Source organism: Muricauda brasiliensis, assembly GCF_003057865.1.
Lineage (GTDB): Bacteria > Bacteroidota > Bacteroidia > Flavobacteriales > Flavobacteriaceae > Flagellimonas > Flagellimonas chongwuensis.
On the sequence record NZ_QBTW01000013.1, the window covers coordinates 59240 to 83585 of the forward strand.

Below are 24346 nucleotides of genomic sequence, written 5' to 3' on the forward strand. Positions count from 1 at the left end.
ATAAAAATGGTTCTTTTTTAAATAATATGCAAGAACATCCGATAAACTCCTTTTATTTATTGATTTTCAGAAGCAAATCGAGGATTTCTTTCTGGGAGGATTCAAACCCAAAATCCTTGGAATCAACACATTCTATGGTCAGGTGCCCATAAAAACCTTCCAGCGGCCCAATTTCAGCAATCTCTGGTTGAAAAATGATTTTTTTATTCTCCAACACTTCTTTATATCGAATTCCTACCGAATGTCCCTCTTCAAACTCGGAGTTCACCACTTCGGGATGCTTTACTAAAACATCAAAAAAAAGTTTGTCGTTATTTGGAATGGAGAAATAATCCCCTGTCTTAAAATCATTGATTCGGTCTTCCGAAATTATTCCAAGAACCTCTACGAGCGAGAAAAAAATAAGCTCCCTTGTTTTCTCACGTTCATAATCATCCGGATAATGCCCCGCTTCAAATAAAATGGTAGGCACACCCAACATTTGAAGGGTATCCCCTATACAATTGTCGTTGAAACCATCATCATAGCGTCCCACCTGCCCGGGAATACGGGTCTGGAGCATATGGTTCATGGCAGCAATCAATTTCATGGCCATTTCGCGGTTAGGCGTTATGTGCCGTTCCTTATTGCTAGCGGGCGATAGAAAAGATACTGTGGCCGGCTTGTTTGTTTTTCCCGCACTAAACAAGGTGCGTTGGTCATGTAGGTTAAAGCAGAAATCGGGTTGGAATGATTCGAACAATTCTCGAAAAGCAACGCTTTCAGGCTGCGTTAAATTCTTGGCATCGCGGTTAAGGTCAATATCGTTACTATTAACGCGTGTGTATGCATTGGCGCCATCAGGGTTCAGCATTGGCACTATCATAATGGCACACTCTTCCATTATATGTATTGCAGCGGGCTCATTAGAGTTTAAAAAGTTCACTAAATCCCAGACCGCTTTTGAGGTTGTGGATTCATTGCCATGCATTTGGGACCACATTAGAATCTTTTTCTCCCCCTTTCCCAATTGAAAAGCATCAATATCAACTCCATTGACAGATTTGCCAATACATTTCACAACTGATGGAATCTTAGCAAAACAAGGCCGTATGGATTCCATATTTATATATCGTCCTTGAATGGAGTTCTCTTTAAACAACGAATAGTTGAGCATAAGGTTTTCAATTGAAGTTTACAAAAGTAACCATAGTTATATTTACAAATGTGAATAGATTCAATTCGTATTTTGTATACAATTGTAATCGTTGTGATCTTGCAGATAGCCCTGGAGTTGCACAATGTAAACACTATAAAATTAATTGGTTATAATTATTTATATACCAACATTATAACGCGTATTATATGGAGAAACACATTAAACAAAAATACGAATAACGTCTTTGTTTTATGCTATATGAGATGTAATTTGGTATCTTTGATTTATAAAATTTACATTTGTGAACAAAGAAATTATCTCACGTATTGAGAGGGTTATTGAGCACCTAGAACTCTCGGTTTCTGCCTTTGCTGATTCGATTGGTGTGCAACGTTCAAGTATGTCCCATTTGCTGAATGGGAGAAATAAGCCAAGTCTTGATTTTGTCCTGAAATTGGTGGATACCTACCCCGAAGTTAAACTAGATTGGTTGTTGAAAGGAAAAGGAAATTTTCCTGAAACAGATAATATTGAAGAAGAACTTGTTGCTAATAAAGCGGATCTTGAAATTGAAAATTTAAAGATTGAGCCAATCAGAAGAGAATCTGTCACAGGACAAAAACACAACAAAGAGCCTTATAAAATAGTTATGTTTTATTCGGATGGTACTTTTGATACATTCAACGCAAAAAAGGATTGAACCTTTCCACTACATTCCGTTTCTTTGTGGTTATGATAAAACACTTCTATTTCGGTTTAATTGCGCTATTTTTTATAGCCTGCGGTCAACCCCCACAGCGCAACTGTACGGATTTTAAAACGGGCAACTTTACTTTTACCGCAATGGTAAATGGTGAAGAGAAAGAAACAACTTTTAGCCGAACATTGGATTTGGAGGTTGATGAATATGAAGGCAAGGTGGATTCCTCTTCGATTCGATGGATAAATGATTGCGAATACGTTCTTAAAAATTTAAATCCTAAGAACAAGGCTGAAGAAAAACCGATTCATATCAAAATATTGACCACAACAGAATCTTCATATACTTTTGAGTACAATGTTGTTGGTGACAATCGAAAATTTAAAGGAACGGCACACAAAATAGATTGATAATCTTCCAAGTTTTTTTGGCCGGGTACTAGTAAAACTAGTTTGGCCTTTGATAAGCGAGTTCAGGACTTGCTTCCTTATGTTTTTTGAACAATCGTTGTTGCTGTTTCACGGTAAGCGTGCTTCCATCGTGACTCCAACCTGGAGGTCCAAAAATGTACATCAATTTATGGGAAAGCTTTTTGGATTTTTTTACATCGTTCCAGATATCCTTGAACTCATGCGTAAGGATAACCATGGGGTTGTATGAGTTTGGGGCGTGGATTACACCGTATTTCACATCAATATCATCGTCCAGTTCTTTCCAGGTACCAAACATTTTATCAAAGATATTCAAGAATCCTCCGTGGTTCTTGTCCAAATACTCTACGTTTTGGGCGTGATGCACTTGGTGCATGGTATGTGTATTGAATATTTTCTCCAAAAATCCAAGTTTTGGAACATAAACGGTATGTAGTTGAAATTGCCATAAGGCTTCAATTCCCAAGCAAACTACAACCATTTCTGGAGGAAAACCAATTGCGGGCAACCACATATAAAAGAAAGGTTTATACAAAATGGTGAACCATCCATTCCTGATGGCCGTCCCTAAGTTAAAGTTGTCGGATGAGTGATGAACAATATGTGCGGCCCATAAAATGCGAACTTCATGATTTGCCCTATGGAACCAATAGTACGTGAAATCATCACCTAATTGACACAAAATCCAAACATACCAAGCGTATCCAAAGGATTCATAACCCATAATATTTGTTCTTACCCCATCCACTACTGGATTGAACAATTCATATGTCCCTTCAAAAAGAAGAATGGCAAAGGCCACCTTGAACAATGGGCCCAAGATTGCAGATCCAATCCCCATAAAACCGCTCGCAGCTAAATCCTTCCAATTGTAAAGATCATGATTATGGTCATGGTCATGGGTTTTGCTATACGTAAGTTCTAGTAAAATGAAAGCAATAAAAACTGGTACGCCATATACCAGCGGGTTTGTAAAATCCATAAAGATGTATTAAGCAATCTGTTTGGTGTGTAACTCAATTGGGGAAATTAGCTATAAAAAGCATTAAAACAAAGTAGTTTGATCAGAACTATCATTCTTTGTCCCTATATCAGTATCATCATTGTTTATTTGCTCTTCGTCGATTACCTCTATATCCTCTGGCTCTTGCTCTTCGGGTTCCTCGTAAGGAAGTGACTCCAAAACATTAATGTTCTTGACCTTATCCGGAGTCAATTGATTTCCGAGTGCCTTGATACCTTTAACCGATATAAACTCCTCTACATTAACCTCCAGATTAGGTTTGGCTTCTTTTCCTCTTGGCTTGATAAACTCAATTTCCAACATCGGCCTCCAGTCGGTAGAAACCAGCTCTAAATGAGATTTTGGGTCCTCGTCAATGACCACTTCTTCCTTATTGAGGTTTTCCACCAAAAAGCGTTTTAGGTAAAAACGTTCCTTATCGCCTACATAATGCACTACCGAAATCGGCTTGTCCGGATTCCATTTTTCAAGCACGATCATGTCGTCGTTAAAACGTGTGAGCAAATCGGGTGGAATTGTTTTTACGATTCCTTTCTGGTCAATTACCAGCAACAGGTCATCGCCCCTAAACTCCCCGAGCAATTCCCCTCTTCCGTCAACATTGAGTCTGCTTACCACATCATCGAACCAAATTTTTCTTGGCTTTAAAGTGGACACCCCTTTTTCTTTAAGCTCGATGCGCTTTACGGGATATTTAGTAACTAAATTTCCTTTGGATGTTCTTCCTTTAATGAGCACATCCGAAAAATCGATATCCCATTTCAATTTTTTGATGCTTCCGGATTGACGTAACAGTACAGTGACCACTTCGGCCTCTCCATTTGGGTTAGCTGAAAAATATAGCACTTCAGAAGATGATTTGTCCCCGCCAAGATCATAGATCTTATCCCGTGTGATGCTGGTAACATTGAACCTCTTGATATAACTAGGGCCACCCTTCATGCTCTTGTAGATCATGTTGTAGATGGTTCGCTTATCTTTCTTTTTAAAGACCGCGACATGGATTATGTTTTTTCCGACAAAGACTTTCGAATCCACTTTGGTTACCATCATCTCCCCTTTTTGGGTAAAAACGATAATGTCGTCGATGTCGCTACAATCTGTAACGTATTCATCTCTTTTTAAAGAGGTTCCGATGAAACCTTCTTCCCGGTTTACGTATAGTTTTGTATTTCTGATGACTACTTTAGTAGCTTCAATTTCATCAAAAATTCTTATTTCGGATTGGCGTTCGCGACCAGCGCCATATTTCTTTTTGAGTTCCTTGAAATAGTCGATGGCAAAATCGACCAAATGCTCCAAGTGATGCTTTGTCTGGGCGATTCTATCCTCTAAACTTTCAATGAGTTGTTGTGCTTTGTCCAAATCAAACTTTGAAATGCGCTTGATTCGAATTTCGGTCAACCTGACGATATCATCCTTGGTCACTGCTCTTTTTAAGTGGGTAATATGTGGTTTTAACCCTTTATCAATGGCCTCGATAACGCCCTCCCAGGTTTCCTCCTCTTCAATTTCACGATAAATCCTATTCTCGATAAAGATTCGCTCCAAAGATGAGAAGTGCCATTGTTCTTCCAATTCATCCAACTGAATTTGAAGTTCCGCTTTAAGTAACTCCACGGTATTGTCTGTGGATCTTTCCAGCATTTCCTTTACACCGATAAACAACGGTTTGTTGTCCTCGATGACACATCCCAAAGGGGAAATGGATGATTCGCAGGCCGTGAAGGCATAGAGTGCGTCAATGGTCTTGTCCGGAGAGATGCCGTTGGGCAAGTGCACCAGAATTTCTACCTCGGCCGCCGTGTTGTCCTCAATCTTTTTTATTTTGATTTTCCCCTTGTCGTTAGCCTTCAAGATGGAATCAATTAAAGAGGAGGTATTGGTGCCGTAAGGTATTTCATTGATGACCAAGGTATTCTTATCCAAAGTTGAAATTTTGGCCCTTACACGGATTTTTCCGCCGCGCATCCCGTCATTATAATTGGTCACATCAATAATGCCCGCTGTCGGAAAGTCTGGAACTATGGTAAATCTTTTGCCTTGTAAATGTTTTATTGATGCATCAATGAGTTCGTTAAAGTTGTGCGGAAGTATTTTTGTGGAAAGGCCTACTGCAATCCCCTCTGCACCTTGGGCTAACAACAAAGGAAACTTTACCGGTAAATTTACGGGCTCTTTCTTTCTACCATCATAAGATAGTTGCCACTCCGTAATTTTTGGACTGTACACCACTTCCAAGGCAAACTTGGACAGTCTTGCCTCAATATAACGTGGAGCAGCAGAGCCATCACCTGTTAAAATGTTTCCCCAGTTACCTTGGGTATCAATAAGGAGGTCCTTCTGCCCAATTTGAACCATGGCGTCGGCAATACTCGCGTCACCGTGCGGGTGGTACTGCATGGTATGCCCGACAACATTGGCTACTTTGTTATAGCGACCATCATCCAGCTCCTTGAGTGAATGCATAATTCTCCGTTGTACGGGCTTGAATCCGTCTTCGATAGCGGGTACGGCACGCTCCAAGATTACATAAGAAGCATAATCCAAAAACCAATCCTTGTACATCCCGGTCACCTTGACCAGGCTATCTTGGGATTCGTCTTGGTTTTCTAAACTTTCATCGTTCAGTTCTTCGTTCTCTTCCATTTAGAAAGGCGGCATTATTTGGGTTGTAGTTGGTTTTCCTCGACAAGATCAAGTTCCACTTTAAGGTTGTTAATAATGAATTCTTGTCTGTCAGGTGTATTTTTTCCCATATAAAACTTCAAAAGGGCATCAATGCTCATGGCTTTGTCCAGCATTACGGGTTCCAAACGGATATCATCACCAATGAAATTTTTGAACTCATCCGGTGAAATTTCACCCAATCCTTTAAATCGGGTAATTTCTGCTTTTCCGGTAAGTTTTTCAATGGCTTGTTTCCGTTCCTCGTCGCTGTAGCAATAAATCGTCTCTTTTTTATTGCGGACCCTGAACAGTGGGGTTTGAAGAATATATAAGTGGTTTTCTTTAATCAATTCTGGGAAAAATTGCAAGAAGAAGGTAATCAATAACAAGCGAATGTGCATTCCGTCCACATCGGCATCGGTTGCGATTACAATATTGTTGTAGCGCAGGTCCTCCATGGAATCTTCAATGTTGAGTGCTGCCTGCAACAAATTGAACTCCTCGTTCTCGTAAACGATTTTCTTGGACATGCCGTAGGAGTTCAACGGTTTTCCCCGTAAACTAAATACGGCCTGCGTGTTTACATCCCTGGATTTTGTTATGGAACCAGAAGCGGAATCCCCCTCCGTAATAAATAAGGTAGATTCCAACCTTCTATCCTTTTTCATGTCCTGAAGGTGAACCCGGCAATCACGTAATTTTTTATTGTGTAGACTTGCTTTTTTGGCTCGATCCCTCGCCAGTTTTCGGATTCCCGAGAGCTCTTTTCGCTCTTTCTCGGCCTGAACAATCTTTTTTTGGAGTGCTTCGGCCGTTTTAGGGTTTTTGTGTAGATAATTATCTAGCTGCGTCCCGATAAAATCGTTGATGTAGGTACGCACCGTGGGCAAATCCCCTCCCATATCGGTGGAACCGAGTTTGGTCTTGGTTTGACTTTCAAAAACGGGCTCCATCACTTTAATGGAAACTGCCGATATAATGGACTTGCGAACATCTGAGGCGTCGTAATTTTTTCCGTAGAAATCACGAATCGTTTTCACAACGGCTTCCCTAAATGCGGATTGGTGCGTTCCACCTTGAGTGGTGTGCTGTCCGTTTACGAAAGAATGATACTCCTCGCTGTATTGGGTTTTGCTATGGGTCATTGCGACCTCAATATCATCCCCCTTTAAATGTATGATTGGGTAAAGAAAATCCTCATCATTGTTATTGTCCTCCAATAAATCCTTCAAACCATTTTCGGAATGGAATTTTTCGCCATTGAAAACAATGGTCAATCCTGGATTTAGGTAGACGTAATTTTTGAGCATGCGTTCCACATACTCGTTTCTGTATTTATATTTTTTGAAGATGGACTCATCTGGAATAAAACTCACTTTGGTTCCCTTTCTTCTGGAGGACTCTTCCAAAAGTTCTTCGTTGACCAGATTACCTGCTTCAAATTCTGCAGATTTTGATTGCCCATCCCTGTTGGATTCAACCCTAAAATATGTGGAAAGTGCATTTACCGCTTTGGTACCTACCCCGTTCAATCCTACCGATTTTTTAAAGGCCCTGGTGTCGTACTTACCACCGGTATTCATTTTGGAAACAACATCCACAACTTTCCCGATAGGTATACCTCGACCGTAGTCGCGAACGTGGACCGTATTTTCTTTGATAGTAATCTCAATGGTCTTCCCCGCTCCCATCACAAATTCGTCGATGGAGTTGTCGAGTACTTCTTTTAAAAGAATGTAAATACCGTCATCTGCGGAGGAACCGTCTCCCAATTTTCCGATGTACATCCCCGGACGCATACGAATATGCTCCTTCCAGTCCAGCGAACGGATGTTATCCTCAGTATATTGAGTATCTGCCATGAGTTAAGGGTTAATCATTGCAATATAAAATTTAGGAGCAAAAATAAAAGGGTGAACGGTAGAAAGTAATCAACAATGAAAAACAATAATTGTTAATATATATCAGCCTTTAGCCCGCTTTTTGCCTTGGATGGACAGGTATGTCACCCCAAAAATAACAACCAACATTCCAACCAACTGCCAATATGTGAGTTTTTCGTTCAAAAACACAAACGCAAGCAAAATGGTGGAAATAGGTCCCAAGCTTCCCAAAATAGAAAAATTATTGGCTCCCAATCTTTCGATGGCAGCTGAGACCAAAAATGATGGAATCAGTGTTGCAAAAATGGCCATGGCCAAACCGTAAGCATACACCGGCCAGGGATAGTCCATAAATTGCCAATTACCGGAAACTAAATAATGAATTATAATACAGATAGTGGATACGATCATGGCGTAGCATGTGAATCGGAGTACACCAAACTTGGGAATTAACCAACCGCTGCCCACTAGATAGGAAGCATAGGTGATGGCACTCAACAACACCAAAAAACCTCCCAATAGGACTTCGTTGCCGGAAACATCCAGTTCATCCCAAAAAGTAATGAGGACACCCACGTAGGTAATCAAGATGGCAATACCTTGCACTTTGGTTATCTTCTGTTTGAAAATCAGCCAACTAAGAAAAACTACTATTGTCGGATATACGAATAGAATAATACGTTCCAAGCCAGCTTTGATGTAATTTAACCCCTCAAAATCAAAATAACTGGCCAAATAGTAACCAACGAAACCAAACAAGGCAAGCCATGCATAATCTTTGGGTGAGATTTTTGCGTTTGATGACTTTTTTCGAATCAAGAATAATATCAAAATGTAGAAAGGGAGCGAAAAAAGCATTCGGAACAGGAGCAAATCCAATGTGTCGACATCGTAGCGGTATGCCAATTTTACCATGACGGCCTTGGAGGAGAACAATACTACTCCCAAAACCCCATATAGAATTCCCAAACTTTTACTGGACATATAGCAAAGCTATTTTATGTACAGAAAACAGCAAGGCAATATTTTCTTGGATTACAATGTCCAGCGCTTACACGTTGAACCTAAAGTGCATTACATCACCATCTTTAACGATGTATTCTTTACCCTCTACACGCATGCGTCCAGCTTCTTTTACTTTGGATTCGCTTCCATATTTTACGTAATCGTCATATGCAATCACCTCTGCACGGATAAAGCCTTTTTCAAAGTCGGTATGGATGACACCTGCAGCTTGTGGCGCGGTTGCACCAACGGGAATGGTCCAAGCGCGGACTTCCTTTACCCCTGCAGTGAAATAAGTTTCCAAATCAAGTAGTTTGTATGCGCCACGAATCAATTTGGCTGAACCTGGTTCGGAAAGTCCCAAGTCTTCCAAGAACATTTGGCGTTCTTCGTAGGTCTCCAATTCGGTAATGTCGGCTTCCGTGCCAACGGCCAAAAATATGACTTCAGCATTTTCGTCGGCCACAGCCTGTTTAACTTTTTCAACATAGGCATTTCCGTCAACAGCTGCACCTTCGTCCACATTGCAAACATACATTACTGGCTTATCCGTAATTAGTTGCATGGGGCGAACAAATTCTTCACGCTCATCTTCACTCAGCGAGATGGCACGAACAGATTTACCAGCCTCCAAACCTTCTTTCAACGCGGAAAGTACGGCTTCCTCTTTCTGGGCATCTTTGTTACCGGTTTTGGCGGCACGCTTTACTTTGTCTAGCTTTTTTTCAACACTGTCCAAATCCTTCAACTGCAATTCCATATCAATGGTTTCCTTGTCCCTAATTGGGTCTACGGAACCATCTACGTGAACTACATTATCATTATCAAAACAACGAAGTACGTGGAGAATGGCATCGGTTTCACGGATATTTCCCAAAAATTGGTTTCCAAGTCCCTCACCTTTACTGGCTCCTTTTACCAGACCCGCAATGTCGACAATTTCCACAGTTGCAGGGATTACACGCTCCGGATTTACCAATTCTTCCAATTTTTCCAAACGTTGGTCGGGGACGTTTACCACGCCAATGTTGGGTTCGATGGTACAAAAAGGGAAGTTCGCACTTTGTGCCTTTGCATTGGACAAACAGTTGAAAAGTGTTGATTTTCCTACGTTTGGTAATCCTACAATACCTGCTTTCATCTAATTACTTTGTGTTTTGAGGGTGCAAATATAAGTTGAAGTTTTGGTACTCGCGGTTAATAACCTTGAATGAGCAAATAAAGTCCCATAATCATCAATCCGATGATTCCAAAGATGGCAATCAATGACAGTAGGCATCCAGCCTGCTTCCAAATACCGTTGTATGCTTTCTCTTCTTTTTGCATAAAAAACCCCGAACATTGGTCCGGGGCTAAATTAAATGTTTTTTATTGCTTAACCATCGGGGTGCATAAACTTTTGCTTGCCCAATAGTTCTTCTTCTGTTTCTTCGTGGTCTTCATCGGGAACACAACAATCCACTGGACATACAGCTGCACATTGTGGTTCTTCATGAAATCCTTTGCACTCGGTACATTTGTCTGGAACAATATAATAAAGTTCATCGCTAACAGGTTCCTGAGCCTCATCGGCATTCACCTCTTTTCCGTTAGGTAAAACTACATCACCGGAAAGGGATGTTCCTTCGTTATATCTCCATTCGTCAGCACCTTCATAAATTGCCGTGTTGGGGCATTCTGGCTCGCAAGCACCACAATTTATACATTCGTCTGTTATAATAATTGCCATAATTTTCTTTTCCTTTTGGGCTGATTCTTGTCAGCATGCTTACTTTTGACAAAAATAAACCCTAGTAATTTAGTGTACAAATTTAATGGCACCAGATAGAAATACCATAGATGCTTTTGTTAAACTTGGAAAATACCTAACGGATTTTTGTGATAAATGTTATTCCAACGACCCGGAAGTTGACCAAAACTTGAAGGAAATCGTCGCACGGGCAGGTCATCACAACGGATGGTTTACCGAGGACAACGTTCTATTTTCTTTGCAACAATGGGGAGAATTGCTCACCGAGCAATATATTAAAGACTGGTTGGACAACTATTCCTTTCAAACGGAGAACGAACCCAAGACCGTTGGCATCGTTATGGCAGGGAACATTCCATTGGTGGGCTTTCACGACTTTTTATCGGTGTTGCTTTCAGGAAACAAGGTTTTGGTCAAACTCTCGTCCAACGACAAGGTGCTTCTGCCTTATTTGTCCAATTTTTTGATAGAAGAAGAACCTTCTCTTGTGGATAAAATAGAATTTGTGGACGGAAAACTGGAAAACTTTGATGCGGTTATCGCCACAGGTAGCAACAACACCAGTCGCTATTTCGAGTACTATTTTGGTAAAAAACCGAACATCATCAGAAAAAATAGAAATTCTGTAGCCGTACTTTCCGGTAGAGAATCCGAAGAAGAGCTAAAAGCGCTTGGAGAGGATATTTTTAGATACTATGGGTTGGGTTGTCGGAATGTGTCCAAAATCTATGTGCCCAAGGAGTATAATTTTGATGGTTTGTTCAATGCGTTGTTCCATTATAAGGATATCATCAATCAACATAAATACGCCAATAATTACGATTATAACAAGGCCGTGTATTTGATGAGCGAGTTCAAGATTCTGGATAACGGATTTTTGATTTTAAAAGAGGATGACTCCCTTACCTCCCCTATTTCCGCTTTGTTCTATTCCTATTATGATGATGAATCTACCTTGAGAAAGAAATTGCAAGAGATGGAAGAACAAATACAATGTGTGGTTTCAAGTGATGCAAAGGGGAACGATGTGAATTTTGGGGATACCCAAAAACCGAGTTTAAACGACTATGCGGACGGAATCGACACCTTGGAATTCCTATTAAAACTTTAAGATAATCCTAACCACAGGAAACGTTTTAAGATCCAACAATTTTTAAGACCTTTACCGCTTAAACCTAGTCAATGAAAAAGCACAATTTTAGCGCAGGCCCCTGCATTCTACCGGCAGAGGTTATGCAAAAAGCATCCCAAGCTGTACTGGAACTGGACGGCATTGGACTTTCACTTATCGAGATATCGCACCGTAGCAAAGAGTTTGTTGCCATTATGGAAAATGCCCGTTCCTTGGCACTGGAACTTTTGGGACTGGAAGGCAAGGGGTATCAGGCCCTTTTCTTGCAAGGAGGGGCGAGCATGCAGTTTTTGATGACCGCGTTTAATCTTTTGGATAAAAAGGCGGGATACGTAAATACAGGGACTTGGAGTCAAAAAGCAATCAAAGAGGCCCGTTTGTTCGGAGATATTGTAGAGGTGGCTTCATCACAAGAAGATAATTTCAAACATATCCCGAAGGGCTATGCCATCCCATCCGACCTTGATTATTTACATCTTACATCAAACAATACCATTTATGGAACACAGATTAAGGAATTTCCAAAAACGGATGTTCCTCTGGTCTGCGACATGAGCTCGGATATCTTTTCTCGTCAATTGGATTTTTCACAATTTGATTTGATCTATGCAGGTGCGCAAAAAAATATGGGACCTGCAGGAGCCACACTTGTAGTTGTAAAAGAAGATATTTTGGGAAAAGTTTCCCGAAAGATTCCTTCCATGATGGATTATTCGGTTCATGTGGCCAAAGAAAGCATGTTCAATACTCCACCTGTTTTTGCCGTGTACGTTTCTATGTTGACCATGCAATGGTTAAAAGATTTGGGTGGGATCGCAGCCATAGAGGAAATCAACGAGCGTAAAGCCAACCTGATCTATTCGGAAATTGAGTTGAACCCCGTTTTCTATGGAATTGCCGCAAAAGAGGACCGTTCAATTATGAACGCCACATTCAATATCACCGATGATGAATTAAAGGATGTATTTGATGATATGTGCAAAGAAGCAGGAATAAACGGTATCAACGGACACCGTTCCGTTGGCGGCTACCGTGCCTCAATGTACAACGCCCTTCCAATGGAAAGTGTGGGTGTATTGGTCGACATAATGAGCGAATTGGAAAAGAAAGGATAGTTTTAATGGTAAAAATTTTAGCCAACGACGGAATTGCCCAAGAAGGAATAGATCTCCTTGAAAAAGAAGGTTTTGAAGTTAAAAATACACGTGTTGCCGAAGGACAATTGGCAAACTATATCAACAAGAACAATATTGAAGGATTATTGGTGCGCAGCGCTACCAAAGTCGATAAAAAACTGATTGATGATTGCCCTGCCCTAAAGTTGATTGGTCGTGGCGGGGTAGGTCTGGACAATATTGATGTAAAATATGCCGAATCTAAAGGAATTCAGGTTTTCAACACTCCGGAAGCATCCTCGGAATCCGTAGCAGAACTGGTTTTTGCCCACTTGCTCAATGGGGTTCGTTTTTTGCACGACTCCAATCGCAATATGCCTTTGGATGGCGACAGTCAATTTAAACAACTCAAAAAAAGTTATGCAGCCGGTGTTGAACTCCGCGGTAAAACTTTAGGGATTGTTGGGTTTGGCAGAATTGGTCAGGCTACTGCAAGAATGGCGCTTGCTCTGGGCATGGAAGTTTTATTTACGGACCACTTGACCAAAGAAGCAACCCTGTCCCTTTCATTTTTTGATGGGCAGTCCGTTGACTTTACCTTAAAGAGTAGCGAACTAAAGGAAGTTTTGGCTAACTCCGATTTTGTGAGCTTACACGTTCCGTCACAAGATACGTATTTGATCGGGGAAAAGGAACTTGGGCTAATGAAACCTGGTTCGGGAATCATCAATACCTCCCGCGGGGGCGTTTTGGATGAAGTTGCCTTGGTTGAGGCCTTAGATTCCGGACACTTGGCTTTCGCGGGACTTGATGTTTACGAATCCGAGCCCAATCCAGAAATAAAAATACTGATGAACCCCAAAATTTCCCTGAGTCCACATATTGGTGGTTCTACCCTAGAAGCACAGGAACGCATAGGCATTGAATTGGCGGATAAGGTTATTAAATTGCTAAAAAAGTAGGTTTTTCAAGGGTGAATACCACATTCAATACCTTGTTTTTTGTACATTGTCATTCTAAACCTTAACACTAACACAATGTCAGGATTATTGGATTTGATTAACAGCCCAGTGGGCAAGCAGTTGGTCAGCGGAGTTGCTGGACAAACCGGACAGCCCGAAAATAAAACAGCAGAAGTTTTGAGTATGGCCATGCCCCTATTAATGGGAGCCATGAAAAGGAATGCTTCCACTCCGGGTGGAGCGCAAGGATTGATGGATGCACTTTCCTCAAAACATGATGGTGGAATTTTAGATGACCTCGGTGGCCTTTTTGGTGGCGGTGTGGACCAAAATGTGATGAACGACGGTGCTGGAATATTGGGCCATGTATTAGGTTCCAAACAATCACAAGTAGAAAACGCGCTTAGTGCGAAATCAGGTATTGATACCGGTTCCATTGCACAAATCCTAAAAATTGCAGCTCCTATTTTATTAGGGTATTTGGGGAGACAAACAAGACAACAGAATGTAAGCAGTCCTGAGGGACTAACAGGCTTGTTGGGAGGTTTAATGGGAGGAACCAAAACTGCCAATAAACAGCAATCCTTAATTGAGACTTTTCTGGATAGTGACGGTGACGGTAGTGTTATAGATGATTTGGCCGGAATGGTTTTAAATGGAGGCAATCAAAAAAAGAGCGGTCTCGGCGGAGTACTTGGCGGACTTTTTGGAAAGTAGCATACTTCACTTAACAATAATTAACGAAGCCGCTTGAATTTCCAAGCGGCTTTTTTTGTACATTATGTTTATGAAAAAGAAAGCTACACCCTTTATTTTGTTTGGTTTGATGCTAAGCATTGCCCTTAATTCTTGTACCTCACAAAAATCAACGTTAGATGTATCAAGTGAAGAAAAGGCCCTTTTTGATTCCAATGACGAAGAACCTGTTGAAATCGCAAACGACGAAACAGAGTATGAAATCATAATTATAGAGCCTGGTTTTAACACATGGCTCAATTCCATAGCTCGACCAGAAGGCTATTACTCACAATCCTTTTTGGAAAACAGAAACGCCGTAATGGTAATCAATTGGAACCAACGGGTACTCAACCCTATGCGATGGAACCCCAATCTATACGAAATGCAAATTAACTATGACCCAAGCATAGATTACGGTTATGAGGTCAACTACAAGCTATACAATTACTTTATTTATTTTCAACGGAAATATAATCAAAGGTTAGGTCCTTTCATTCCAAGGATTTAAAGTATTATTTTTGCATTGATTATAGCTTTAGTCTTCAATGCAAAAAATAAAACAACGTTGGGAAATCCAGAAGAACTGGCAAATCCTTTTCCCTACCCTTGGTACAATTCTCAATCTGCTTGCCGCTTACCTTGTTTCAAGAAGCTTATTACATGCTTTTGGCCTTAACAATACGGTGTTTGAATGGCCCTTCACCATAGGTGTCATGCTGATTATCCATTTTGTATTGATCAAGTTTTTTCTTTGGTGCTTCAAAAAGTTGGAGAACAAATGGAAAGTGGACTATAAATGGGAGATGATAGCTATTTTTATTGTTTTTGCCATTACCGGAAGTTTATCTGGAAAACTGGCCGCCCCTCTGGTCCATTGGATTGGTTTTGATAACGAAAATACTCATGGTGCCATCTATTGGACTCTTCGTATTCTTTTAATCTTTCCTATTTACCAGATTCTTTTGGTTGGTATTGGCTGGTTGTTCGGGCAGTATCAATTTTTCTGGAATTTTGAGAAAAAAATGCTGAAACGTATGGGTTTAGGAGTATTCCTTAGATAGTTTATGTTTTTTTTAACATAAAAACAGGTGTGGGCTTGGTTACTTTGCCAAAGTATGATGACCAACCTCCACAAACGCATACTCATATTAAGTTCCCTATTGATGGTGGCGGCAATTTTGGCTCCCTCCATTATAAAACTAGGGCACACTTTATACGGGCACAATCAAGAAAAACATTGTGTGGAGTATGGAACAAATCATATACACGATGGCAATCTGGAATGTGATTTTAATGATTTCACACTTGCCAATAAAGTACTTTTCAGCCTAGCTTTCACTTATACTCCGGTCGACATACCCGAAATCAAGTATGAGACCATAAATTATTCATTTTTTTACGAGCCGTGTAAAGCTTCCTTTCAGGCTCTTCGGGCTCCCCCATCAGTTTCGTAGTAAGATTTTTCGAGATTCGTAAACCTTTTATCATTTTACAATGAAACAATTTTGTACAACGATGCTATTGGCATTGTTACCCTTTTTATCATATACCCAGAACACATTGTCAGGAAACGTGGCCGACTCCGAAACCGGTGCCCCACTAGAACAGGTTTCCGTTTATATTCCGCAGTTGGAAAACGGAACAGTAACCGATGAAAACGGGGATTTCCTATTAAAAAACTTACCGGAAGGAAATTACAAACTAGTGATATCCTACATTGGATTTGAAACATATTCAACTTCTTTGGAAATAAATACAGGAAGTAATCAATTTGATTACCAAATGACTCCATCCGCCATAGAAATGGATGAGGTGGTACTATCCACTCCTTTTCACAAACTCCAACGTGAAAATGTGATGAAAGTGGAGCAAAAATCTATGGAGGAACTCAAACAACAAGGGGGAATCACACTTTCCGAAGGAATCACCAATATCCCTGGAGTTTCCTCCGTTTCAACAGGGGTCGGAATCGGAAAGCCCGTCATCCGTGGTTTGAGCTTTAACCGTGTATTGGTATATACCCAAGGGGTTCGACTTGAAAACCAACAATACGGTGGTGAACACGGATTGGGAATAAACGATGCAGGAATCTCTAGTGTAGAGGTTATCAAAGGCCCTGCGTCCTTATTATATGGTTCTGATGCTTTGGGGGGTGTACTTTATCTTAATCCCGAAAAATTCGAGACAGCTGGTGAGACTTCCGGTGATGTGAATATGAGATACTTCACGAATACCCTTGGTTACAATGCAAATGCAGGGTTCAAAACTTCTGGGGAAAAACTTAAATTTTTGGTCAGGGGCGCTTATGCTTCAAATGCCGATTATGAAACAGGAGATGGCGCCAGTGTCACCAACTCTAGGTTCAACGAAGCAGATTTAAAAACAGGTCTTGCTTATCAGGCTTCCAAATTTAAAACAGAGCTTAGATACAATTATAATGGTTCGGAACTGGGAATTCCAGAAGAGATCGGCGTACAAAACAATGATCGTGACCCATTGATGCCCTATCAAGAGCTATCGACCCACATTATTAGTTCCAAGAACAACTTCTTTTTCAAAAAATCGAGCCTTGAGGCCACCTTTGGCTATACCGTGAACAATAGAAAGGAGTTCGAAGAGCACCACCATGAACATGAAGACGAGCACGAACATGAGGAGGGCGAGGAACACGCCGAAGAAGAAGAACATGAAGAACATGAGGGTGAGGAACATGAGGAAGAAGGTCATGAAGGTGCGGCCCTTGATATGCGCTTGAGTACTTTTAACTATAACATACAATTTAACCCTCAATGGGGTAAAATGACCACAATCTTTGGGGTGCAGGGGATGCATCAGACCAATGAAAACTTTGGAGAAGAGGTTTTGGTGCCTAATGCTACTACAAACGATTTTGGGATTCTGGCAACCTCACATATCCATTTTGATAAAAGTGATCTTCAGATTGGATTACGTTACGACCTTAGATCTATCAACGGAGAAGCTAGTGGTGTAGAGGGAGACGAAGAGTACATTCCATCGTTGGACAAAAACTTCAATAGTTTCAATGCTGCTGTGGGTTATCGAATGGATTTGACCCAAAATATTTTGGGCCGTTTAAATCTCGCCACAGGATTTAGGGCTCCCAACTTATCCGAATTGGCTTCCAATGGCTTGCACAGTGGTGCAAATAGGGTAGAAATCGGTAATCAAGATTTGGACAGCGAGCAAAATTTTCAAGTGGATTTGGCACTGGAATATGGCAACAAACACCTTGAGGCCTATATCAATTCATTCTACAATATCGTGAACGATTATATTTATTTGGAGCCAACAGGTGAATTCCGTGAGGCAGACCCTGTGTATGACTTTCAACAGCAAAATGCCATTTTGTATGGTGGAGAGTTTGGGTTCCATTTGCACCCCCACCCTGTGGATTGGTTACATCTGGAAAGTAGTTACGATATAGTTTACGGACAGTTGGAGGACAAATCAAATCTTCCTTTGATTCCTGCCAACCGCTGGACCAATACGTTCCGGGTTGAGTGGAAAAAACGAAATCAAGATTATAAATGCTACGCTTTTGTGACCTTACAAACCAATTTTGACCAAAACAAAGTGGCAGATTTTGAAACGCCCACCGGCAGATACAATTTATTTAATATTGGTTTGGGTGGAGATATGAGAATTTTTGATCAAAAGGTGGGATATTCCATAACAGCGAACAACTTGTTTGATGAGAATTACATTTCTCACTTATCAAGATTAAAAGCAGATGGCATTGCCAACATTGGCAGAAATATCTCTTTTAGCTTAAGCGTTCCGCTTTAAAAAAAATACTTTTTAAAGAATGAATTAAAGGTCGACCTGTTTGGGTTGGCCTTTTTTCTTGCTCAACACATAAGTGTAAATCCATGTCAATGTAAAGGTCGGAATCACATCCAGTCCAGGTACCAACTCCTCTACAAAAGTAACCACACCGGCCGCCTGACCTATTTTTCCTTTATACAAGCGGGTCATGAGCCAACCTGCCACTGGGGCCCAAATTACATCGGAAAACTCTCCTATGCCTGGTATAACAAAGGATAGCATTCCAATGGCATCGAACAATAATCCTAAAAATAGGTTACGGTACTTTTTGTCTTTTTCTTCTGCCATATGGGAAAAATAGCAATTCCCATCTAATTGGAAAAGCGGATTATGACAAATCGGCGCTGATCAGCTTTAAAAACTCGTTTCGGGTCTCTATTTTTTCGAACTGTCCCCTGAATCCAGAGGTCGTGGTTACCGAGTTCTGTTTTTGCACCCCGCGCATCATCATGCACATATGGGATGCCTCAATTACCACCGCAACTCCTTTAGGTTTTAAGGTATTGTTGATACATTCCAGAATATCGTGCGTTAGGCGTTCTTGCACCTGTAATCTACGGGCAAACACGTCCACAACACGTGGAATTTTGCTCAAACCAACTATATGGCCGTTGGGAATATACGCCACATGTGCTTTGCCAAAAAAGGGCAGCATATGGTGCTCACAAAGAGAATATAATTCAATATCTTTAATGATCACCATATCATCATAATCTTCGGCAAACATGGCTCCCTTTAGTATTTCTTCTGCGTTTTGCTGATATCCCTGAGTAAGGAACAGCATTGCTTTTGCCGCCCTTTCAGGTGTTTTTATCAACCCTTCGCGAGTTGCATCTTCCCCAATATCGTCCACAATCTTGGAGAAATGATCTTTTACCTCATTGGTAATTTCAATATTGTACTCTTCGAGGTTCCTATATGGTGCCATTCTTTAGCTTTTTTGAAAAATAATTGTTTAGTTTTTTGATCTTGGGATCAATTATGATTTGACAATAAGGTTGTTGCCTGTGATCGTTATAATAATTATGATGCTCTTCTTCCGCCAAATAAAAAGGCTTTTCCTCTGAGATAGCAGTAACTATCGGTGATTCAAAAATATTTTCCTTTTCCAGTAATTTGATGAAATCCTCTGCCAATTGCTTCTGCTCGTTGGAAGTATAAAAAATTTCACTACGGTACTGGGTGCCTTTATCATTACCTTGCCTATTCAGCGTTGTGGGGTCGTGCGTGGCAAAAAATACTTCCAACAATTCGGCATACGATATTTTGGAGGAATCAAAAGTGATTTTCACTGCTTCGGCATGTCCGGTTCGCCCGGTACAGATTTCCCGATACGCCGGATTCTTGATATTACCACCCGTATATCCAGAAACTACTTCCTCTACTCCATCAAGCCGTTGAAAAACAGCTTCTGTACACCAGAAACAGCCCCCAGCAAAAATTGCAATATCTAATTGAGTGTCTTTTTGTTTATCCATTTTAAATCAAAGTTAAACAATATTTGTTCTTACAACTGATTTCTAACAAATATTTATGTATCTATTGGTCGAAGGTATAACCATAAACTTAATCCCGTGTTTCAAATGAAAAAGACTTTTGCCCAAACAGTAAAGCCCCCAATTACGCTTAAAACTTTAAAAGTTATGGAAATCGACTTAAAACGATCATCTTTGCGATACAACGGTAATGATTATCTTCGACCAGCGAAGTTGTACTTATGATAAAGGCCACAAATATTCAAAAAAGTTACGGAGATCTCAAAGTTCTGCAAGGCGTTGATCTCGAAATCAAGAAAGGTGAAGTTGTATCGATTGTCGGTGCTTCGGGAGCAGGAAAAACGACCCTACTGCAAATTTTGGGAACTTTGGATACCCCGACCAACAAGGGTGAAAGCACATTGTTGATCAATGATACGGACGTAAACCAACTCAACGACAAGAATTTGGCCAAATTCAGAAATGAACATATCGGTTTCATTTTTCAGTTCCACCAGTTATTGCCCGAGTTTACGGCACTGGAAAATGTATGCATACCAGCTTTCATCAAAAAAACACCCAAAGTTGAAGCTGAAAAACGAGCCAAAGAGTTGTTGGACTTTCTGGGATTGAAAGATCGCTATGACCATAAACCTAACGCACTTTCTGGCGGTGAACAGCAACGTGTGGCCGTGGCCCGTTCCTTAATGAACAATCCTTCCGTTGTTTTTGCCGACGAGCCCAGTGGAAATTTGGACTCAGAAAGTGCTGAGAATCTTCACAAATTGTTTTTTAGATTACGTGATGAGTTTGGACAGACCTTTGTTTTGGTGACCCACAACTTGGATTTGGCCGATATGGCGGACCGTAAGCTCACCATGGTAGATGGTTTGATTGTTTCCAAAGATTGATATGACCAAAGCGGAACTCAAAGAATTTCTGGATGCCAAGGTATTGGAATACAACCATCCCAAATTTTTAGAGGATGATCCTTTACAGATTCCACATATATTCAGTCGGAAGGAAGATATTGAGATCAGTGCATTTTTAACGGCTACCATTGCTTGGGGAAACCGAAAGAGTATTATTAACAATGCAACAAGGTTAATGGATTTGATGGGGCACACACCTTACGATTTTGTAATGAACCATTCCGAAGAAGATTTGGAGCGCCTCTCCCCTTTTGTTCACCGCACTTTTAACGGCATCGACCTTGTTTATTTTGTTGCGAGTCTTCAAAACATTTATAAGAATCATGGTGGTCTGGAGACCATTTTCACACAACACCAGACCAAGGATTCCATGCAGCCCGCCATTTCCAAGTTCAAGGAAGTTTTTTTTGAGCTGCCACATCAGAGTCGAACGCAAAAGCATGTTTCGGACCCAAATAAAGGTTCTGCAGCCAAGCGTATCAATATGTTTTTGCGATGGATGGTCCGCGATAACAGCACGGGAGTGGATTTTAGTTTATGGAAAGGTATTGACCCGGCCAAACTCTCCTGTCCCTTGGATGTACATTCCGGCAATGTAGCGCGTAAACTAAAATTGCTCAAACGTAAACAGAACGATGCCAGAGCATTACAGGAGTTGGACAAAAATCTAAGAAAACTGGACGCCACAGATCCCGTAAAGTACGATTTTGCATTGTTTGGGTTAGGGGTTTTTGAGCGGTTTTAATCCTCACCAAACCCATACCCAGGCTCAAAATCCAAGGCAATGGTCTCTCCTCCGTTAGCAATGGATTTGTAAATAGCCTCTACGATCATCATATCGCGTTTACCCATTTCACCTGGGGCCTTGTTGGGCTCATCAAATAAAACGTGTCGTGCAAAATCGTCCATTTGTAATTTCTGCTGACTTTCGTGCGGGAACTTGATTTCATCCCCATTTGAAGTAACACCGCTCAAAGGCCCATAATTATTGGCAGGTTGCAACCTAAACCAGCCATTGGTTCCAGAAACGTACATTGCATTGGCGTTAAAGTTGTGTGATGTGGTAATATTGCCAACGGCTCCGCTCGGAAACTTAAATTGGGCAGTGATGGTCTCGTCGGTATCTTTAAAATAGTCCGGTCTTGTACTAAATTCCTGTGCCGCTACCGAAATTGGATTCTCACCCGTACCATAAATTGTACTCTGCACCGCATATACGCCCATATTCATTAAAGCACCACCTCCTGACATTTGTTTATTCAAGCGCCACTGGTCGGGATTGCCTGTAGCACGGTAGGATGCATCCGCCGATACAAAAAGGATATCTCCAAAGGTTTTTTCCTTTACAAATTCCTTTACCTGTTGTGTGTAGGGTTCGGAATGCAAACGATAGCCCATACCCAACTTTACACCGGCTTTATTACAGGCGTCGATTATGGCATCACATTCGGCAACGCTGATTCCCATAGGTTTTTCACAAATAACGTGTTTGCCGGCCTGCGCGGCCCGGATACTAAATTCGGCATGCATGCTGTTGGGGAGCACCACGTACACCACATCAATATCCTCATTATTGGCGATATCATCAAAATTTTGATAGTTGTAGATATTCTTTTCAGGTATACCATACTTATCCGCCCACTCCTTTTCCTTAGCAGGGGTTCCCGTAACAATTCCTGCCAAATAACAATGTTGGGTGTCCTGCAAAGCAGGTGCCAACTGGTAGGTACTATATCCCCCAAGTCCTACGAGTGCAACACCCAATTTTTCCTTCTCTTGATTGGCGCCCATGGCACATGCAAAAGGTGCTGAGGACAGGAGTGCAGCTCCACCAATTCCTTTTGCGGTGAGACTACTAAAATTTCTACGGGTGATGGTTTTCATGAAAATAGATTTAGTATGGATACTAAAATTAAGAATTATAGCTGAATTCTAGTATTTACGATTGTTTTAACAAGGTAAGAACTTTCAAAATTCTTATTTTTATGGACTAGACTAATTCAACCAAATAATAATGAAAAAACTCTTACTACTAGGTATGGCGGTGTGCTCGTCATTCGCCTTTGCCCAAGAACGCAAACTTCCTGTAGACACAACAGTGACTACGCAACATGCCGTAACTATTGGCGGAAATCGTATCAACTACACTGCAACCACAGGGACACAACCTGTTTGGGACGAAATGGGCGAGCCCATCGCTGCCCTTCACTACACGTACTACACAAAAAATGATGTTAAGGACAGAGCTTCACGACCTCTTTTGATTTCTTTTAACGGTGGACCAGGTTCTGGCTCCGTATGGATGCACTTGGCCTATACCGGCCCCCGCATCCTTAAAATTGATGATGAAGGATACCCTGTTCAGCCTTATGGTGTTAAGGAGAACCCTTATTCTGTATTGGATGTAACCGATATTGTTTATGTAAACCCGGTGAACACTGGTTACTCTCGTACCATTCCTGAAACAGGAAAAGAAGTGGACCGTAGCAAATTTTTCGGGATCAATGCAGATACCAAGTATTTGGCCGAATGGTTGAATACCTTCGTATCCAGAAACAATCGTTGGAACTCACCAAAATATATTGTGGGTGAAAGCTACGGAGGCACCCGTGTTATGGGCCTTTCGTTAGCATTACAAAATCAACAATGGATGTATTTGAACGGCGTGATCATGGTTTCACCTGCCGATTATAAGGTGTTCCGTGACAACGACCCTGTTTCAAGTGCACTCAATATGCCATACTTTGCAGCAACTGCATGGCACCACAAAGCGTTGCCTTCGGACTTGCAAAGCAAAGATCTTTTGGAGGTATTGCCAGAGGTAGAGGAATTTACCATTAACGAACTATTGCCAGCCATTGCAAAAGGTGGATTTATCGAAGATTCAGAACGTAAATCCATTGCCAATAAAATGGCACGCTACTCAGGGTTGGACGTTCAAGATATTCTTGACCATAATTTAGATGTGCCGACCCAGTTCTTCTGGAAAGCATTGTTGAGAGAAAAAGGCGGATATACCATTGGACGTTTGGACAGCCGTTACTTGGGAATCGATAAGATGTTGGCCGGAACACGACCAGATTATTCTCCTGAATTGACTTCTTGGTTGCATAGTTTTACTCCTGCTATCAATTATTACTTGCAGGAAGAATTGGGTTTTAAAACCGACATTAAATACAATATGTTCGGGCCTGTTCACCCTTGGAACAATGATGATGATAGTGTTCGTGATGACTTGCGCCAAGCAATGGCCCAGAACCCTTACTTGAACGTTTTGGTTCAATCTGGATATTATGATGGCGCTTGTACTTATTTTGCTGCCAAATACACCATGTCTCAAGTGGACCCTAGTGGTAAAATGAAGGATAGATTCGATTGGAAAGGGTATCGCTCCGGACACATGATGTATTTGAGAAAAGAAGACCTAAAAACAGCCAATGATGACATCAGGGATTTTATCGTTAGGACACAGGCCAACGGAAAAAGTGCGAAATATTAATTCGTAGTGTTTAAAATAATTAAAGCGGTATGACCTAACGCGTTGT

Annotated in this window: 25 protein-coding genes; 13 read left to right on the forward strand and 12 right to left on the reverse strand. The window is 41.1% G+C overall.

Annotated features, from left to right (window positions below; all coding sequences use genetic code 11):
- Window positions 1-52: 52 nt before the first annotated feature.
- Window positions 53-1156: a M14 family metallopeptidase gene (locus tag DCK90_RS10180; RefSeq protein ID WP_108246106.1), complete on the reverse strand. Its 1104-nt coding sequence runs from the start codon at window positions 1154-1156 to the stop codon at window positions 53-55.
- A gap of 283 nt (window positions 1157-1439) precedes the next feature.
- On the opposite strand from DCK90_RS10180, the gene DCK90_RS10185 reads away from it, so the two are divergent.
- Both DCK90_RS10185 and DCK90_RS10190 read left to right on the forward strand, forming a co-directional pair.
- A complete protein-coding gene (locus DCK90_RS10185; RefSeq protein WP_108246107.1) occupies window positions 1440-1838 on the forward strand; it encodes a helix-turn-helix transcriptional regulator in 399 nt (132 codons plus the stop codon).
- A 32-nt stretch (window positions 1839-1870) separates the two neighbouring features.
- Entirely contained in the window at window positions 1871-2248 is a 378-nt protein-coding gene (locus DCK90_RS10190; protein WP_108246142.1) for a DNA topoisomerase IV, read from the forward strand.
- 37 nt (window positions 2249-2285) lie between these two features.
- Here the strand turns inward: DCK90_RS10190 and DCK90_RS10195 are convergent, their stop codons facing one another.
- The 7 genes from DCK90_RS10195 to DCK90_RS10220 form a co-directional block, all read right to left on the reverse strand.
- Window positions 2286-3251 (reverse strand): sterol desaturase family protein, encoded by a 966-nt coding sequence (locus tag DCK90_RS10195; protein ID WP_108246108.1) that lies wholly within the window; start codon window positions 3249-3251, stop codon window positions 2286-2288.
- Between the two features lie 63 nt (window positions 3252-3314).
- Window positions 3315-5942, reverse strand: coding sequence for a DNA gyrase/topoisomerase IV subunit A (locus DCK90_RS10200; RefSeq protein ID WP_108246109.1), 2628 nt, complete (start codon window positions 5940-5942; stop codon window positions 3315-3317).
- A gap of 14 nt (window positions 5943-5956) precedes the next feature.
- A complete protein-coding gene (locus DCK90_RS10205; RefSeq protein ID WP_108246110.1) occupies window positions 5957-7825 on the reverse strand; it encodes a DNA topoisomerase IV subunit B in 1869 nt (622 codons plus the stop codon).
- 102 nt (window positions 7826-7927) lie between these two features.
- The gene (locus tag DCK90_RS10210; protein ID WP_108246111.1) at window positions 7928-8830 is read right to left on the reverse strand and encodes a DMT family transporter; all 903 of its coding nucleotides are present in this window, start codon (window positions 8828-8830) and stop codon (window positions 7928-7930) included.
- A 67-nt stretch (window positions 8831-8897) separates the two neighbouring features.
- Window positions 8898-9992, reverse strand: a complete 1095-nt coding sequence (gene ychF, locus DCK90_RS10215) for a redox-regulated ATPase YchF (protein WP_108246112.1) — start codon at window positions 9990-9992, stop codon at window positions 8898-8900.
- A gap of 56 nt (window positions 9993-10048) precedes the next feature.
- The gene (locus tag DCK90_RS17145; protein WP_262497845.1) at window positions 10049-10177 is read right to left on the reverse strand and encodes a hypothetical protein; all 129 of its coding nucleotides are present in this window, start codon (window positions 10175-10177) and stop codon (window positions 10049-10051) included.
- 49 nt (window positions 10178-10226) lie between these two features.
- On the reverse strand, window positions 10227-10580 hold the full coding sequence (locus DCK90_RS10220; protein WP_108246113.1) for a 4Fe-4S dicluster domain-containing protein: 354 nt from the start codon (window positions 10578-10580) through the stop codon (window positions 10227-10229).
- An 85-nt stretch (window positions 10581-10665) separates the two neighbouring features.
- Between DCK90_RS10220 and DCK90_RS10225 the strand changes: the two genes are divergently transcribed.
- The 8 genes from DCK90_RS10225 (at window position 10666) to DCK90_RS10260 (ending at window position 18355) form a co-directional block, all read left to right on the forward strand.
- Complete coding sequence (locus DCK90_RS10225) at window positions 10666-11712, forward strand: acyl-CoA reductase (RefSeq protein ID WP_108246114.1); 1047 nt, start codon at window positions 10666-10668, stop codon at window positions 11710-11712.
- Window positions 11713-11783: 71 nt separating this feature from the next.
- A complete protein-coding gene (gene serC / locus DCK90_RS10230; protein ID WP_108246115.1) occupies window positions 11784-12848 on the forward strand; it encodes a 3-phosphoserine/phosphohydroxythreonine transaminase in 1065 nt (354 codons plus the stop codon).
- Window positions 12849-12853: 5 nt separating this feature from the next.
- On the forward strand, window positions 12854-13810 hold the full coding sequence (locus DCK90_RS10235; protein ID WP_108246116.1) for a D-2-hydroxyacid dehydrogenase: 957 nt from the start codon (window positions 12854-12856) through the stop codon (window positions 13808-13810).
- A gap of 75 nt (window positions 13811-13885) precedes the next feature.
- Window positions 13886-14527 (forward strand): DUF937 domain-containing protein, encoded by a 642-nt coding sequence (locus DCK90_RS10240; protein WP_108246117.1) that lies wholly within the window; start codon window positions 13886-13888, stop codon window positions 14525-14527.
- A gap of 70 nt (window positions 14528-14597) precedes the next feature.
- Window positions 14598-15056, forward strand: coding sequence for a DUF6146 family protein (locus tag DCK90_RS10245; protein WP_108246143.1), 459 nt, complete (start codon window positions 14598-14600; stop codon window positions 15054-15056).
- Window positions 15057-15093: 37 nt separating this feature from the next.
- Window positions 15094-15609, forward strand: a complete 516-nt coding sequence (locus DCK90_RS10250; protein ID WP_199912681.1) for a DUF6787 family protein — start codon at window positions 15094-15096, stop codon at window positions 15607-15609.
- A 54-nt stretch (window positions 15610-15663) separates the two neighbouring features.
- Window positions 15664-16002, forward strand: coding sequence for a hypothetical protein (locus DCK90_RS10255; RefSeq protein ID WP_108246118.1), 339 nt, complete (start codon window positions 15664-15666; stop codon window positions 16000-16002).
- A 40-nt stretch (window positions 16003-16042) separates the two neighbouring features.
- Window positions 16043-18355, forward strand: a complete 2313-nt coding sequence (locus tag DCK90_RS10260) for a TonB-dependent receptor (protein ID WP_234414718.1) — start codon at window positions 16043-16045, stop codon at window positions 18353-18355.
- A 24-nt stretch (window positions 18356-18379) separates the two neighbouring features.
- Here the strand turns inward: DCK90_RS10260 and DCK90_RS10265 are convergent, their stop codons facing one another.
- Genes DCK90_RS10265 through msrA form a run of 3 tightly spaced genes read right to left on the reverse strand, consistent with a single transcriptional unit; the run spans window position 18380 to window position 19872 of the window.
- Window positions 18380-18682 carry a hypothetical protein gene (locus DCK90_RS10265; RefSeq protein WP_108246120.1) on the reverse strand — a complete coding sequence of 101 codons (303 nt, stop codon included), beginning with the start codon at window positions 18680-18682 and terminating at the stop codon, window positions 18380-18382.
- 40 nt (window positions 18683-18722) lie between these two features.
- Window positions 18723-19322: a GTP cyclohydrolase I FolE gene (gene folE, locus DCK90_RS10270; RefSeq protein WP_108246121.1), complete on the reverse strand. Its 600-nt coding sequence runs from the start codon at window positions 19320-19322 to the stop codon at window positions 18723-18725.
- Window positions 19309-19872, reverse strand: a complete 564-nt coding sequence (gene msrA, locus DCK90_RS10275; RefSeq protein WP_108246122.1) for a peptide-methionine (S)-S-oxide reductase MsrA — start codon at window positions 19870-19872, stop codon at window positions 19309-19311. Before msrA ends, folE begins: the two co-directional genes overlap by 14 nt.
- A gap of 239 nt (window positions 19873-20111) precedes the next feature.
- On the opposite strand from msrA, the gene DCK90_RS10280 reads away from it, so the two are divergent.
- Window positions 20112-20780 (forward strand): ABC transporter ATP-binding protein, encoded by a 669-nt coding sequence (locus tag DCK90_RS10280; RefSeq protein ID WP_108246123.1) that lies wholly within the window; start codon window positions 20112-20114, stop codon window positions 20778-20780.
- 1 nt (window position 20781) lies between these two features.
- Window positions 20782-21546 carry a TIGR02757 family protein gene (locus DCK90_RS10285; protein ID WP_108246124.1) on the forward strand — a complete coding sequence of 255 codons (765 nt, stop codon included), beginning with the start codon at window positions 20782-20784 and terminating at the stop codon, window positions 21544-21546.
- On the opposite strand, the gene DCK90_RS10290 is transcribed toward DCK90_RS10285, so the two are convergent.
- Window positions 21543-22685 carry a Gfo/Idh/MocA family protein gene (locus tag DCK90_RS10290; RefSeq protein WP_108246125.1) on the reverse strand — a complete coding sequence of 381 codons (1143 nt, stop codon included), beginning with the start codon at window positions 22683-22685 and terminating at the stop codon, window positions 21543-21545. The genes DCK90_RS10285 and DCK90_RS10290 overlap by 4 nt on opposite strands.
- A 130-nt stretch (window positions 22686-22815) precedes the next feature.
- Here DCK90_RS10290 and DCK90_RS10295 point away from each other — a divergent pair, with 130 nt between their 5' ends.
- Complete coding sequence (locus DCK90_RS10295) at window positions 22816-24300, forward strand: S10 family peptidase (RefSeq protein WP_108246126.1); 1485 nt, start codon at window positions 22816-22818, stop codon at window positions 24298-24300.
- Window positions 24301-24346: the final 46 nt, after the last annotated feature.

Coding starts and splice junctions, on each gene's coding strand:
- DCK90_RS10240 (WP_108246117.1), top strand. CDS start 13,886: ATGTCAGGATTATTGGATTTGATTAACAGCCCAGTGGGCAAGCAGTTG.
- DCK90_RS17145 (WP_262497845.1), bottom strand. CDS start 10,177: ATGCAAAAAGAAGAGAAAGCATACAACGGTATTTGGAAGCAGGCTGGA.
- DCK90_RS10190 (WP_108246142.1), top strand. CDS start 1,871: ATGATAAAACACTTCTATTTCGGTTTAATTGCGCTATTTTTTATAGCC.
- DCK90_RS10260 (WP_234414718.1), top strand. CDS start 16,043: ATGAAACAATTTTGTACAACGATGCTATTGGCATTGTTACCCTTTTTA.
- DCK90_RS10220 (WP_108246113.1), bottom strand. CDS start 10,580: ATGGCAATTATTATAACAGACGAATGTATAAATTGTGGTGCTTGCGAG.
- DCK90_RS10255 (WP_108246118.1), top strand. CDS start 15,664: ATGATGACCAACCTCCACAAACGCATACTCATATTAAGTTCCCTATTG.
- DCK90_RS10210 (WP_108246111.1), bottom strand. CDS start 8,830: ATGTCCAGTAAAAGTTTGGGAATTCTATATGGGGTTTTGGGAGTAGTA.
- DCK90_RS10290 (WP_108246125.1), bottom strand. CDS start 22,685: ATGAAAACCATCACCCGTAGAAATTTTAGTAGTCTCACCGCAAAAGGA.
- DCK90_RS10205 (WP_108246110.1), bottom strand. CDS start 7,825: ATGGCAGATACTCAATATACTGAGGATAACATCCGTTCGCTGGACTGG.
- serC (WP_108246115.1), top strand. CDS start 11,784: ATGAAAAAGCACAATTTTAGCGCAGGCCCCTGCATTCTACCGGCAGAG.
- DCK90_RS10200 (WP_108246109.1), bottom strand. CDS start 5,942: ATGGAAGAGAACGAAGAACTGAACGATGAAAGTTTAGAAAACCAAGAC.
- DCK90_RS10225 (WP_108246114.1), top strand. CDS start 10,666: ATGGCACCAGATAGAAATACCATAGATGCTTTTGTTAAACTTGGAAAA.
- msrA (WP_108246122.1), bottom strand. CDS start 19,872: ATGGATAAACAAAAAGACACTCAATTAGATATTGCAATTTTTGCTGGG.
- DCK90_RS10295 (WP_108246126.1), top strand. CDS start 22,816: ATGAAAAAACTCTTACTACTAGGTATGGCGGTGTGCTCGTCATTCGCC.
- DCK90_RS10285 (WP_108246124.1), top strand. CDS start 20,782: ATGACCAAAGCGGAACTCAAAGAATTTCTGGATGCCAAGGTATTGGAA.
- DCK90_RS10180 (WP_108246106.1), bottom strand. CDS start 1,156: ATGCTCAACTATTCGTTGTTTAAAGAGAACTCCATTCAAGGACGATAT.
- ychF (WP_108246112.1), bottom strand. CDS start 9,992: ATGAAAGCAGGTATTGTAGGATTACCAAACGTAGGAAAATCAACACTT.
- DCK90_RS10235 (WP_108246116.1), top strand. CDS start 12,854: ATGGTAAAAATTTTAGCCAACGACGGAATTGCCCAAGAAGGAATAGAT.
- folE (WP_108246121.1), bottom strand. CDS start 19,322: ATGGCACCATATAGGAACCTCGAAGAGTACAATATTGAAATTACCAAT.
- DCK90_RS10280 (WP_108246123.1), top strand. CDS start 20,112: ATGATAAAGGCCACAAATATTCAAAAAAGTTACGGAGATCTCAAAGTT.
- DCK90_RS10250 (WP_199912681.1), top strand. CDS start 15,094: ATGCAAAAAATAAAACAACGTTGGGAAATCCAGAAGAACTGGCAAATC.
- DCK90_RS10245 (WP_108246143.1), top strand. CDS start 14,598: ATGAAAAAGAAAGCTACACCCTTTATTTTGTTTGGTTTGATGCTAAGC.
- DCK90_RS10265 (WP_108246120.1), bottom strand. CDS start 18,682: ATGGCAGAAGAAAAAGACAAAAAGTACCGTAACCTATTTTTAGGATTA.
- DCK90_RS10195 (WP_108246108.1), bottom strand. CDS start 3,251: ATGGATTTTACAAACCCGCTGGTATATGGCGTACCAGTTTTTATTGCT.